This is a genomic window from Bacillus sp. MUM 13 (genome assembly GCF_001866725.1).
Lineage (GTDB): Bacteria > Bacillota > Bacilli > Bacillales > DSM-1321 > Peribacillus.
The window spans coordinates 36,094-48,871 of sequence record NZ_MLYQ01000011.1; the positions used below are offsets into that span (position 1 = coordinate 36,094).

At 40.7% G+C, this 12,778-nt stretch carries 15 protein-coding genes and 1 pseudogene; 7 read left to right on the top strand and 9 right to left on the bottom strand.

Annotation, left to right across the window (positions count from 1 at the left end):
- Positions 1 to 50: 50 nt before the first annotated feature.
- From BIV59_RS03950 to BIV59_RS03960, 4 genes are all read right to left on the bottom strand, one after another.
- The gene (locus tag BIV59_RS03950) at positions 51 to 923 is read right to left on the bottom strand and encodes an SDR family oxidoreductase (protein WP_071350186.1); all 873 of its coding nucleotides are present in this window, start codon (positions 921 to 923) and stop codon (positions 51 to 53) included.
- 352 nt (positions 924 to 1,275) lie between these two features.
- Complete coding sequence (locus BIV59_RS03955; RefSeq protein ID WP_071350153.1) at positions 1,276 to 1,767, bottom strand: YajQ family cyclic di-GMP-binding protein; 492 nt, start codon at positions 1,765 to 1,767, stop codon at positions 1,276 to 1,278.
- 171 nt (positions 1,768 to 1,938) lie between these two features.
- Positions 1,939 to 2,070 (bottom strand): DUF3941 domain-containing protein, encoded by a 132-nt coding sequence (locus BIV59_RS23155; protein ID WP_139194299.1) that lies wholly within the window; start codon positions 2,068 to 2,070, stop codon positions 1,939 to 1,941.
- 66 nt (positions 2,071 to 2,136) lie between these two features.
- Positions 2,137 to 3,000 carry a DegV family protein gene (locus BIV59_RS03960; RefSeq protein WP_071350154.1) on the bottom strand — a complete coding sequence of 288 codons (864 nt, stop codon included), beginning with the start codon at positions 2,998 to 3,000 and terminating at the stop codon, positions 2,137 to 2,139.
- Positions 3,001 to 3,536: 536 nt separating this feature from the next.
- Between BIV59_RS03960 and BIV59_RS03965 the strand changes: the two genes are divergently transcribed.
- The 3 genes and pseudogenes from BIV59_RS03965 to BIV59_RS03975 form a co-directional block, all read left to right on the top strand.
- Positions 3,537 to 4,379, top strand: a complete 843-nt coding sequence (locus BIV59_RS03965) for a YitT family protein (RefSeq protein ID WP_071350155.1) — start codon at positions 3,537 to 3,539, stop codon at positions 4,377 to 4,379.
- Between the two features lie 144 nt (positions 4,380 to 4,523).
- Positions 4,524 to 4,907, top strand: coding sequence for a glucose starvation-inducible protein GsiB (gene gsiB / locus BIV59_RS03970; RefSeq protein ID WP_071350156.1), 384 nt, complete (start codon positions 4,524 to 4,526; stop codon positions 4,905 to 4,907).
- 87 nt (positions 4,908 to 4,994) lie between these two features.
- Positions 4,995 to 5,195 (top strand): annotated as a pseudogene (locus BIV59_RS03975) (KGG domain-containing protein); the annotation flags it as partial.
- Positions 5,196 to 5,331: 136 nt separating this feature from the next.
- Here BIV59_RS03975 and BIV59_RS03980 read toward each other — a convergent pair.
- From BIV59_RS03980 to BIV59_RS03985, 3 genes are all read right to left on the bottom strand, one after another.
- On the bottom strand, positions 5,332 to 5,541 hold the full coding sequence (locus tag BIV59_RS03980; protein ID WP_071350158.1) for a DUF3813 domain-containing protein: 210 nt from the start codon (positions 5,539 to 5,541) through the stop codon (positions 5,332 to 5,334).
- Positions 5,541 to 5,693 carry a hypothetical protein gene (locus BIV59_RS23500; RefSeq protein ID WP_170846079.1) on the bottom strand — a complete coding sequence of 51 codons (153 nt, stop codon included), beginning with the start codon at positions 5,691 to 5,693 and terminating at the stop codon, positions 5,541 to 5,543. Before BIV59_RS23500 ends, BIV59_RS03980 begins: the two co-directional genes overlap by 1 nt.
- Positions 5,694 to 5,807: 114 nt before the next feature.
- Entirely contained in the window at positions 5,808 to 6,620 is an 813-nt protein-coding gene (locus BIV59_RS03985) for a Cof-type HAD-IIB family hydrolase (RefSeq protein ID WP_071350159.1), read from the bottom strand.
- A gap of 160 nt (positions 6,621 to 6,780) precedes the next feature.
- Here BIV59_RS03985 and BIV59_RS03990 point away from each other — a divergent pair, with 160 nt between their 5' ends.
- From BIV59_RS03990 to BIV59_RS04005, 4 genes are all read left to right on the top strand, one after another.
- Positions 6,781 to 7,566 carry a prolyl oligopeptidase family serine peptidase gene (locus tag BIV59_RS03990; protein ID WP_240501849.1) on the top strand — a complete coding sequence of 262 codons (786 nt, stop codon included), beginning with the start codon at positions 6,781 to 6,783 and terminating at the stop codon, positions 7,564 to 7,566.
- A 64-nt stretch (positions 7,567 to 7,630) separates the two neighbouring features.
- Entirely contained in the window at positions 7,631 to 7,939 is a 309-nt protein-coding gene (locus BIV59_RS03995; protein WP_071350161.1) for a metal-sulfur cluster assembly factor, read from the top strand.
- Between the two features lie 394 nt (positions 7,940 to 8,333).
- Positions 8,334 to 9,350 carry a GTP 3',8-cyclase MoaA gene (gene moaA, locus BIV59_RS04000; RefSeq protein WP_071350162.1) on the top strand — a complete coding sequence of 339 codons (1,017 nt, stop codon included), beginning with the start codon at positions 8,334 to 8,336 and terminating at the stop codon, positions 9,348 to 9,350.
- Between the two features lie 280 nt (positions 9,351 to 9,630).
- Positions 9,631 to 10,080: a hypothetical protein gene (locus BIV59_RS04005; protein ID WP_071350163.1), complete on the top strand. Its 450-nt coding sequence runs from the start codon at positions 9,631 to 9,633 to the stop codon at positions 10,078 to 10,080.
- Between the two features lie 437 nt (positions 10,081 to 10,517).
- On the opposite strand, the gene lepB is transcribed toward BIV59_RS04005, so the two are convergent.
- Positions 10,518 to 11,063, bottom strand: coding sequence for a signal peptidase I (gene lepB, locus BIV59_RS04015; RefSeq protein ID WP_071350165.1), 546 nt, complete (start codon positions 11,061 to 11,063; stop codon positions 10,518 to 10,520).
- 126 nt (positions 11,064 to 11,189) lie between these two features.
- Complete coding sequence (locus tag BIV59_RS04020; protein WP_240501848.1) at positions 11,190 to 12,506, bottom strand: M48 family metallopeptidase; 1,317 nt, start codon at positions 12,504 to 12,506, stop codon at positions 11,190 to 11,192.
- Positions 12,507 to 12,778 lie beyond the last annotated feature (272 nt).

A 12,778-nucleotide genomic window follows, 5' to 3' on the forward strand; every position in this document is an offset into this window, starting at 1 on the left:
AAAAGGCTTCCAGAATGCCGGAAGCCTTTTTATTGTTTATATCCTAGTCATTAACCATTTACGACTGACCCGCCATTTACATGGATGATTTGCCCGCTTACATATGAAGAATCATCGCTGGCAAGATATACATAGGCAGGAGCCAGTTCCTCAGGCTGCCCCGCTCTGCCCATTGGAGAGTCTGTACCGAATTTCTGCACATCTTCTTCGGAGAAGGAAGCGGGAATCAGCGGAGTCCAGATTGGTCCCGGAGCTACGCCGTTTACCCTGATTCCGTCTTTTACAATAGAATTTGAAAGTGCTCGAGTAAAGGCAACAATCGCGCCCTTTGTAGAGGAGTAATCAATCAATTTTGGATTGCCCTGGTAAGCTGTAATGGAGGCTGTGTTGATGATGCTGCTCCCTTTTTTCATATGGGGAATAGCAGCTTTGGTGAGGTGGAACATAGAAAAGATATTGGTTTTGAAGGTTCTTTCAAGCTGCTCTGCTGAAATGTCCAGGAAGTTTTCCTGAACGTGCTGTTCTCCGGCATTGTTCACAAGTATATCAATAGAGCCAAATTGATCAGCTGCTACCCGTGCTACTTCCTGGCAGAAAGATTCTTCGCCAATGTCGCCATTAAGCAATACACATTTTACACCTTCCTTTTCCACCAATTGTTTCGTAGTCTGGGCATCTTCATTTTCATCCAAGTACGCAATGACTACATTCGCACCTTCTTTTGCGAAATAAATGGAGACAGATTTTCCGATTCCGCTGTCCCCGCCAGTAATGATCGCTGTTTTGCCTTTTAGCTTGCCGCTTCCTTTATACTCCGATTTTACGGATTCTGGATTCGGGGTCATTTTTGTTTCTGTTCCTGGCTGATGCTCCTGATGCTGCGGTGTAAACCCTTGTTTGCTTTCTTCATTTGTATTAGCCAAAGTGTATCCCTCCAAATAAATTTTGTCTGCCCCCTTTTTATTCCATTCTTTAAGGATATTAAAACATGGAAAAAAAAGTAAAAAAACAAAAAAACTTGCATAGTAAAGGGGCATCACATTGTAAACTCGGATTTGGAGAGTAAGGTGAGGGCTCCTGCGGGATTAGCAGTACAAGTGAAACCCTGCAGGCGCCCGAGAACAGGCTTACTGCCTCACATGCGGAAAGGGGATATCATGAGAGAAATAATCCGCCTTGTTTTATAGCAGCAGCAAAGTTTACGAAAACAGCCAAATAAAAAAGCCCATAATTGGGCTTTTCAGAATAATAAGCTTCATGGTGTGCCGGGCGTTTTTAACGGTAGTTGATAAACTGCACATCGATGGACAAGTCAGCACCGCGGATGGCTGAAATAATGCCCTGCAGGTCATCCCTGTTTTTTCCGGTTACGCGGATTTGGTCATCCTGAATCTGGCTTTTTACTTTCAAGCCGCTGTTTTTTATGATGGTGTTTATTTTTTTTGCCTGTTCTTTATCAATTCCCTGAACAAGCTTTGCCCTCTGGCGGACAGTGCCGCCTGAAGCGCCTTCAATTTTTCCGTAGTCCAGGTTCTTGATTGGCACATCACGCTTTACAAGCTTGCTGATTAATACATCTTTTAGCTGATCAAGCTTGTACTCATCGTCAGAAACAAGAATAAGTTCTTCTTTTTCGAGGGATATATCACTTTTGCTTCCTTTAAAGTCATAGCGCGTCTGTATTTCTTTCAGAGCCATGCTGACTGCATTGGTTACCTCAGAAAACTCCACCTTGGATACAATATCAAACGAATTTTCCTTTGCCATAATTACCTCCGGGGATTTTTGATGTCTTTATTATAGATAATCAGGGAGATGATGACAACCAAACAATCTTAGAGAATCATAAAAGAAGCAGGGTTTCCCGCTGCTCCTTTTCCCAAATCCGTATTTATTGTCCCGTGAAAACTCCTGGTGAGGCCCTGTACGGGATCTCCCTTATTTGTGGTCCGTTTTTTTTGAATATGAGTGCTTGCCTGCCTCATTGTTCTTTGCCCGGGATATGTTTTCCCTGGCATTGGCCGCTTGATTATCTTTTGCCTTTTTATTATTATCAGCTGTGTTTGACAATATAGAAACCCCCTTAGATGATACTAAGGTTAGTATCCTGCAATCTGATGAGAACTATGTGCACCATTACAATTTGGGCGATTTGTTCAAGAAAAATAAGGCGATTGTGCCAGGGCCTGAATGTGCCCCGATTGCAGCACCGATTGTATTAATGATAAAATGCGCGGTGCCAAACTCTTCTTCGATGGATTGCTTCCATTCAAGCGCCGTTTCCAAGTCATCTCCATGGCTGATGGCAACCGTTTGATTCTCGAGTCCCTCGCCGCGTTCATGCATCAATTCTATGACCCGTTTTAAAAGTTTCTTTTTGCCGCGAAGCTTTTCAAGAGGGACGAGTTTTCCATCTTCCACATGCAAAAGAGGCTTGATATTCAATAGGCCGCCTACGAGTGCAGAGGCTTTGGATATTCTTCCTCCGCGCGCGAGATATTCTAAATTATCGACAGTGAAGAGATGCTCCATATGTTCAATATGGAAAGTAATATCACTCATGATTTCTTCTTTATCAGCACCATTCAGCGCTAAGCGGGCCGCACTTTCCACTACAAGGCCGCCGCCAAGCGAAGCACATTTTGAATCGATAATTTCTAGATCGAGTCCGGGGTGCTCTTCTTTAACAAGGTTCCGGACCATGACTGCAGTCTGGTAAGTTCCGGATAGCTCTGAAGAAAAAGCAATATAAATGGCAGTCCGGCCGCTTTCTGCTATCTCCTTGAATATTGACTCAAAAACTTCTGGAGAAGCCTGGGAAGTTTTAGGGGTTTTTCCTGATCTCATTGCTTCAAAAACATCCTCAGGCTGTATGCCCTTAACATCCTCGTAAACTTCTCCTTCAAGGTTTACTTGTAAGGGAATGAATGTAACCTGGTTTTCTTTATAAAAAGACAACGGCAAGTCACTGGCACTGTCTGTTAAAATTTGAATGGTCATTATTGCACCTGCTTTCTAAAACAATATTGTTTTTTAGATTGGCTGCTTTCGTAATCTTTGCTGCTTTCGAACAAGGGGTTGATTTCCGCTCCAGGATGCTCGCTTTTCACGCAAGCGGTGAGCCTCCTCTGCTGCGCCTGCGGGGTCTCACCTTCGCTAATCTAAGCAGGAGTCTCGCACCTTCCGCTCCAATCAACCTCATTTAATAATGAAATTGCCTCACAGAACTCATTAAAAAACAGCAATCTTCAAGAAAAGAGCCTTTAGATTAAATCAAGTTCATCTATTCAAGCCCAAACAGCGGTTTGAATGGGTTCAGCTCCATATTAAGTGAAGCAAAATAACATTTCGCTGTTGAATGGTATGTATAGGCATAGCGGATAGTATGCCTGTTTTGTTAGGTGCCGACGAAAACATGAAATTGAGTTAATATACCCAGTTTACGCATACTGCTGGAAAATTACAATCCATTCATGTCTAGAATAACTGGCTGAGGGGAATAGGATACTAATGTTTAAGAAGAATGGAGGACTTTTATGTACATAGTAGAAGCAAAAAAAATTATTGTAGTGGTGATTGGCGCCTTTTTGAATGCAATCGCCATGAACTTCTTTTTGATCCCGGCAAATGTTTACGCCAGCGGATTTACCGGAGCAGCCCAGCTTTTGTCTAAGCTGCTGGGCTCTTTTGCGCCTTTTAATATATCGACGGGAATATTGCTGTTTGTATTAAATGTGCCCGTTACGATTATTGCCTGGAGAAAAATAGGAAAGTCTTTTACATTTTACAGTTTTATCAGTGTTCTGTTATCGACCATTTTCCTTGAAGTACTGCCGGTGAAGCATGTATCGCCTGATATTCTTCTAAATGCCGTCTTTGGGGGTGTTATTGCGGCTGTCGGAGTGGGGCTGACCTTGAAATTCGGTGCATCTACAGGAGGAATGGACATCATTGCCATGCTTCTTTCCAAGATCAAGGATAAGCCTGTCGGCGTGTATTTCTTTATGCTTAACAGCATTATCATTATTACCGCAGGAAGTATTTACGGCTGGCAAAATGCTTTGTATACGCTTGTGACCCTATATGCTTCCACACGGGTAATTGATGCAATCCATACCCGCCATGAAAAGCTTACAGTCATGATTGTCACAAATAAGGGAGAACAATTAAAAAAAGCCATTCATGCCAAACTTGTCAGGGGCATTACATCTGTTCCTGCCAAAGGGGCCTTTACTAATCAAAATAAAGAAATGATGATGATTGTCATCACCCGCTATGAGCTATACGATCTGGAGCAAATAATCAGGGAAGAAGATCCGACGGCTTTTACGAATATTGTCGAAACGGCAGCAGTCTTTGGAGCATTTAGAAAGGATTAAACCATTTTTCATATTACAAAATGTAAAGAACATAACGGCTATATTACAATTGGAAAAAACCTGGTTTTTCATGTTTATTGTTCTGTAAAAAGGGCTATTTTCAGTAGTGTAACTTACAAAAATCTTATTTAGGAGTGATTCATAATGGCTAACCAAAAAGATGGGAAAATGAGCAGAGAAGAAGCAGGCCGTAAAGGCGGAGAAGCAACTTCGAAAAATCACGACAAAGATTTTTATCAGGAAATCGGGCAAAAAGGCGGAGAAGCCACCGCTGACAATCACGACAAAGATTTTTATCAGGAAATTGGACAAAAGGGCGGAGAAGCCACAGCTGATAATCATGATAAGGAATTTTATCAGGAAATCGGCAAAAAAGGCGGAGAAGCCACATCAGAGAACCATGATAAGGAATTTTATCAGGAAATCGGCAAAAAGGGCGGAGAAGCCACATCAGAGAACCACGATAAAGACTTCTATCGGGAAATTGGCGAAAAAGGCGGAAATTCCCGCAATAACAACAACGACTAATGTTCTAAATATACAGCATCACAGATTCGGGAGTTTTTCTTAAGTCCATAAACCGTTTTTAAAAAAATTCTAAGGAGTGGTTGAAAAATGGCTGACAATCAGAATGGCAAGATGAGCAGAGAAGAAGCTGGACGCAAGGGCGGAGAAGCCACTGCAAAGAACCATGATAAAGAATTTTATCAGGAAATCGGCGAAAAGGGCGGAGAAGCCACTTCAAAAAATCACGATAAAGACTTTTACCGGGAAATCGGTGAAAAAGGCGGAAAAGCCCGAAACAGCAATAATGATTAACGTTTAAAAGAAGGCCAAGCTCCTCAATGGGGCTTGGCCTTCCTTTTGTTTTGCCTATACATATGGAACGAAGCAGAAAAACCTGTTACATACGCAAGGCTAAGACTTTTATTCTGCTGCGGGCATTTAGGCTTTAGAGTTTCCCCTCAAGCTCTTTTTGAAGCTCGCTCAACTGTTCCTTTTCGGCAGCAGTTGAATTTGCAAAAGCTGAGGAAAGGGCATTCTTGGCAATTTCCTCGGTGTCTTGCTTTTGATGCACTTGATTTTGCTGATGCTCGTCATGATCTGCATGCAGGGCTTCCTTTACGAAGTCGCGAGCCTGCTGAAATAATTTATTTGCCATTAGAAACCACCATAACTTTGTTCTGACATGCTTTGGAGCTTTCTTTCTTCTGCTTCAGCGTACGTAGAATGATAAGGGATTTTTTCAGCATGCTTGGATACAGTATCCATGCCCTGCTTGACAAATCGTTTGGATTTACTGCTTTTACCCATCACTATCGCCTCCGTATTTAAAGCATTGCACCGGAATTGAATTGCTTCCTGTACATCAATAGTTTGGCTGTCAGTCGGGATATTAACAGCGTAAAAATATGGAATTAGAATTGCTCATTTAAGATTGAATTTTTCTTCCAGGAATACAGCAATTCCGTCTTCTTCATTGCTGAGCGTGATTTCATCGGCCATTTCTTTTAATTCATCGAGACCATTTCCCATCGCGACACCTGTACCTGCATATTTTATCATTTCAAAATCATTATCTTCATCGCCAAAAGCAATGATTCTTTCTCTTGGAATGTCAAAATATTTTGCGACCCTTTCCAATCCTACCGCTTTGTTTAAGCCGGATTTAACGATTTCAATTACATGGAATGGATCAGCCCATCTGCGGTGATCGATTACTTCTGCATGCACATCTGATAAATGCTCCCTGATTTGGGCGACATGCTGGGCATCAGTATGTATGAGCATGCTTGTTGGGGGCACATTAAGAAAACTTCTAAGGTCCCCTGTTGTGATAACAGGATTTCCCATACGCATGATATCAATCAGCTTTTCGTCATGATAATGGAAGTAAACATCATCTCTGACTTCAGCAACTATATTGTGATAATGGAAGCTGTCACATGCATCTACAATTTGTTTGGCGACATCTATATCCAGCGGAGAATGGTATGTTCCAAAGCTTTTATCTAATGGATGGTGAACAAATGCACCATTGAAGTTGACGATTGGTGTAGTCAGGCCGAGCTCCTGATAATAAACCTCGCACGAGCGGAAAGGCCTTCCTGTAGAAATCATGACTTCGTGACCTCTGTCTTTTAATTGGGAAAGAACCTTTTTTGAACGCGGAGATATGGATTTATTGTCAGTAAGCAATGTTCCATCTAGATCTAATGCGATTAAGTATTTTTCAGCCATAAGGTCACCCTCTGTTTTCAGTATTGTATTACATGCTACAATATTAAGTTTACTTCCATTTTAAGCGAAAGTTAATTCTTTTTCATTCTTTGGACATTCCTGTATAGTAAAAATATATAACATATATTAAATAGTATTCACGATGGAGGGATTTTCATTGGTGGTCATTGAAAAGGAAAGGATAGAGGATATACCTGTCCTGCATATAGCCCAAAAAGAAAGATATGATGAAAAACTTCCTTTTATCATTTTCATACATGGATTTACGAGCGCTAAGGAGCATAATCTTCATTATGCCTATTTAATGGCTGAAAAAGGTTTCAGGGTCCTTCTTCCTGATGCTGTTTATCACGGCGAGCGCTCTCAGGGGTACAGTGAAACTCAATTAATGATGCGATTCTGGGGCACGGTTGTACAGACCATTAAGGAAATCGAAATCTTAAAGGATGATCTGCTTAATAGGAATTTGATTTTACCGGATAAAATAGGCATATCAGGGACTTCGATGGGCGGTATTATAACAAATGGTGCCATGGCTGTTTATAAATGGATCAGTGCAGGTGTAAGCCTTATGGGCAATCCTTCTTATGTTAAATATGCCCAGATGCAAATGGAAAACATCCAAAAACAGGCAGCGGATATAAACATCCCCCAGCAGGAAATGAACAAACAGCTTGAGCTGATACGCGACTATGACCTCAGCCTGCACAGCGATAAGCTTGCAGGCAGGCCGATGCTGTATTGGCACGGCGCCAAAGACCCTGTAGTCCCATATAAGCATGCATCCGACTTTTATGAGTCCATGCGCCCCGCTTATGCCCATGCCAAGGGAAAGCTGCAGTTTATCCTGGATAAACAAGCAGGACATAAAGTAAGCAGGGAAGGTGTGCTGAAAACAGCTGAATGGTTTGAAACCTTTTTGGGACAAGCAGGGCAAAAAGCTTAACTCACGTGGCATACAATGTTATGATAAAAAGCATAAGAAAGATTCAGTGAAGGAGTGAAAAAGCATGGACCAGGATTTAAAAGATAACATTATGGGGGCTTTAGAACAGGTCATCGACCCTGAACTTGGCATAGATATAGTAAATTTAGGTTTAGTTTATGATGCTGATTTAAATGAAGAAGGTCTGGCTACTGTAACCATGACACTGACTGCTATGGGCTGCCCTCTTGCCGCCACCATTGTGGATCAAGTGAAATATGTGCTTGAAGATATTCCGGAAATTAAAGAAACAGAAGTCAATATTGTCTGGAATCCGCCTTGGACAAAAGATAGAATGTCACGATATGCCAAGATTGCCCTTGGGATTAAGTAATACGGAGCGGACGGAAGTCAAAGAATATATATAAATTTTAACAATGATGGACATTAAGCCGGAATCTGCAGAACGAGAATGACAAAAGGCAGCATATTCTTTTGCCTTTTAGAAGATTTTTGTTTTGTTGAAATCCGGTTTTTTGCATGGTCATTTATTGCTCCTAAAGCTGCATATCTTATACAGATTAGACTTGCGGCAAAAACCTTAAGCTGATTATTGTTCAAAACTCACAAAAAATGATACAATCAGTTATTATTTCATTATCCCTGTTTTTATCCAGGACAAAAAAACGGTGAATAACTGTTTGAAAATACCGATTAATCTTTGAAGATATAAATAGATAAAACAATTAACATTTGCCGAATTCATACCTCTAAGGGAGTGAAGAAGTTTGTATAACACCAAAGTCAAAGACGCTCTGGACAGACCCTTAAGAGACTTGCGGATTTCTGTTATAGATCGTTGCAACTTCAGATGTCAATATTGCATGCCTGCTGAGATTTTTAATGAAAATTTTCATTTTCTTCCTAAAAGCGAATTGCTGTCTTATGAGGAAATTGAGCGGACGGCCAGAATATTTGCAAGCCTTGGGGTTGAAAAATTGAGATTGACTGGAGGAGAGCCCCTCCTCAGAAAAGATCTTCCCAAGTTAATTAAGAACTTGTCACAAATTGAAGGAATTAAAGATATTGGTTTAACAACCAATGGCGTTTTTCTTAAAAGATACGCGAAAGAATTAAAAGAATCAGGTGTGCACCGTGTAAATATCAGCCTAGACAGCATAGATGATGAGCTATTCAAGCAAATTAACGGCAGAAATATAGGAACCAAAGCTGTTATGGAAGGCATTCGGGCTGCTAAAGAAGCAGGGCTGGGTGTTAAAGTAAACATGGTTGTTAAAAAAGGGCTGAATGAGAATCAGATCCTGCCAATGGCACGTTTTTGCCTTAAAGAAGGAATACAGCTCCGTTACATCGAGTTCATGGATGTCGGGAGCACAAATGGCTGGCAAATGGAAAATGTTGTGACAAAGAAAGAAATTATTGACCTGCTGCAATCTGAATTTGAAATTGAGCCGGCAGAAGCAGATTATTATGGTGAGGTAGCAAAAAGATATCGCTACAAGGGTACAGATACCGAAGTCGGATTTATCACCTCTGTTTCTGAATCGTTTTGCGGCAGCTGCACCAGGGCAAGACTTTCTGCAAACGGAAGCCTTTATACCTGCTTGTTTAATGGGAACGGACACGATATAAAGGGACTTCTGCGGTCTGATATGACTGACAGCGAATTGACTGATCATATTGTTTCCCTCTGGAATCACCGGAAAGATAGATACTCAGATGAACGGGCAGAAGGTAAAAACATTCATCAGGAAAAAATTGAAATGTCCTATATAGGCGGCTAAGAACAAAAAAGATATGATTTTGAAATTAAGTAGTTCAGTTTTTGTGGAGAAACATTCTAAATAGCATAGTAAATAAAGGGTTAAATCGCAAAGTGATTTAGCCCTTTATTTTTGCCTATACATCAGTAATTTTTGTTAAACTATACATAAAATAGCAGTAATAGAGGTCGTTTGATAATAACGAACTCTTTTTTAGGATTTTGGAATTATGTGTTAAAATAAATATATATATTATTCAGAAAATTACAATATTTTCAGGAAATCCATTAAGGGGAAGAGAATGAAAAAGACTTTAATTACTATAATAGTGTTAATTGTGTTAGCAGTTGGGATTTTTTTCGTTATAGGACTATTTAGTGTAAAACCACCTTCACCAACAATAACTGTCAAAGATAAAAAGGTTGAAGCCATACAAGGTTCGTATTGTTGGAGAGGATTGCTTAATTCAATTTGTGCTGATACGAGTTCTCCGCCAGAAATCATTAAAAATCAAGACATAAAACCTATCGTTGTATCTCCGCAATCTAAACTGAAAATAGAGTTTAAAAATAAACCGCAAGAGGATACATTAAATGTAACTCAATGGCGTACCAATGAAAAAACAGAAAATGTTTCAATAAATGATAATGCGATTCTGTTGCCAAAGGAAAAGGGCATATATGTGTACGATGTTTATGCAAGATGGGAAAAAGGGAATTCAAGTTATGCCTTTGTAATCGAAGTTAAGTAGAAGTCTTAACTTAACAATAATAATTTAAAACGTGTTAAATAAACTGATATTTAGTCTGTTAATTCAAATGATTTTTGGTAAGGGAATTACACTGTTGTTTTAAGTTTTCTCCACCATTATCTGAACTACTTACTTTGCAATCAGGTCTTTTTTTTTGTCTTTTTTTTTAAAGGCTCTTTTCTTAAAGATTGTTGTTTAATATGCTCTGTGAAGCGATCCCGTTGTTAAACCGGGTTGATTGGAGTGCAAGGTGCGAGACTCCTGTGCGATTAGCGGGAAGGTGAGACCCCGCAGGAGGCCCACCGCCTGCCCCGCGGAAAGCGAGCATCCTGATGCGGAAATCAGCATTTTGTTCCATAGCAGCAAAGTTTACGAAAACAGCCTTTAGAAAAGAGCCAAACAAAAAGACGCCGGTCTCTCCCCGGCGTCTTCTTAGTTTAGTTTACAGTTTTAATTTCTTTGATTGGCCAATACACTAGACCTGCCTTGCCGACTATTTTATCCACGGATATCGTGCCGATTTCACGGCTGTCCATGCTGTTTTGGCGGTTATCCCCCATCACAAAAAGCTGGCCTTTCGGAACAGTAGTGCTGCCTGTAACATCTTCTAGGCTAAAATCTGCCGTTAACGGCTCGCCTGACATCTGTTTCTTATATTTATCAAGATATGGCTCTTTATATTTCTTCCCGTTCACATAAAGGGTGTCATTACGGTATTCAATATGATCTCCAGGCAGCCCGATTACCCTCTTGATGAAGTCCTTTTCCTTGGTTGCATGAAAAACGACTATATCAAACCGGCTGATATCATTGATCTTAGTTCCGAACTTATTAAGCACGATACGCTCATGGTCCTGCAATGTAGGCATCATGGATTCTCCATCCACTACAATAGGAGCAAAAATATAGGTTCTGATGACAAAAGCCAAAATGACTGCAATAGCAAGTGCTTTAACCCATGAAAAAATCTCTTTACTCTTCATTCAAGCCCCTCTTTTTCCTGTTTTTTTTCAAAATTTATTATATCACAGATTATGCCTTGGGCCAGAATATAATATACCGGCATATTCATGAGAAACATGTCTGTTTGCAAAAAAGATAGCCTGCTCCTAAATATCGCTTTGTTTTTTTATATGGCTATTTTTTTTTGATAACAAGCTCTGCAGCTGTTCATTTTCATTTTCCACGGCGTAGTCATATGCTGTGAATCCTTCATCATCTTCATAGGAAAGGTCCGCACCTGCTTGAATCAGCATTTCTGCCATTTCAGATGAATTATTGGAAACAGCATTAATAAGCGGAGTGGCTCTCCATGAGTCTCTTGAATTCACATTTGCGCCATGTTCTAAAAGGAACTTAGCCGCCTTCCTATTATCGTTGCTTACAGCCCATTGAAGAGCTGTAAATCCTTCATTGTCTTTTTCCTCCAAATTTGCACCGCCGGCAAGAAGCTCTCTCAGTTTTTCTGTATCATTAGTAGAGGCAGCCTCCATAAGGGAGGTGTATCCTTGAACCAGGCCCGCTTCATCTAAAAAGGTATCCAGCACACCCGATTTCACCGCCCATGTTCCAATGCCAGCAGCGGCCGCTATAATCAAAATGCCGATTATTAATGCAGCAGCAAGGCCCAGCACTACTGATTTTTTCTTTTCTTTCACTAACGGCTTTTCTTCCGGATCGAGCCAGTTATCAAGAGAATTTATCCGTTTTGGCAAATCTGGATGAGTGGAAAGCTTTTCACTCATCCAGGCGAAAAATCCGGACTCTTCCCGAATTTGTTCAATATATGCTTCTTTATTAACTTGCGGAGCCAGTTTCTTCCCAATGGCAAGCATGGCTAAAGCTTCCTTTGATGCTTCAGTATTATTTACATAAAAAGCTGCATAGCGGTCACAAGTGTATTCACAAGCCCTTAAATATGCTTCACTCAGCAGCGGCACAAACATAGATGGAAGTAATAATGTATGCACTAAAACATGGCGCCGCTTTAAATGGGCAAATTCATGTGCAAGAACAAAGAGCAGCTGATCCTCCCTCTCATCTGACAAATCAAATATTTCCGAATAAATGACCACCATATTCTTCCCGAAGAAGCGCGATGCGAAGGCATTTAAAATACCTGATGATTCCATCACATAAATAGATGGAATCGAAGCCAGCTCCATTGCAGCAGCCAGTATTTCCGCCTTTTCATAAATATGAGGAAATTGATTTTCACTGACCCTTACACCATTCCGGCGGATGGATGCCATGGACAGCGAGTGGGCAAGAAAAGAAAAAATCATGATTATCAAACTGATGGCAATGCCAATCACCGAGAAGAATAACAAAATGTAACTAATAATGCCGATTAATGCAGTAATTGCAAAATAGAGGTTTTCTTTATTGTGCACAAGACGGTTCCTGAGTGCTTCTCTTCCTATCAATCTATAGTCCTCCTGATTTCTTTTGAAAAGGCTGTTTTCATAAACTTTGTTGATATGAAACAAGGGGTTGATTTCCCCTCCAGGATGCTTCGCTTTCCGCGGGGCGTGCGCTGAGCCTCCTCGACTTGCGTCTGCGGGGTCTCACCTGTCACGCTGATCCCGCAGGAGTCTCCGCACCTTCCGCTCCAATCAACCTGCTATAACAATGGAATTGCCTCGAGAACTGTTTAAGTAACAACAATCTTTAAGAAAAGAGCCTTTGAAAAATAATT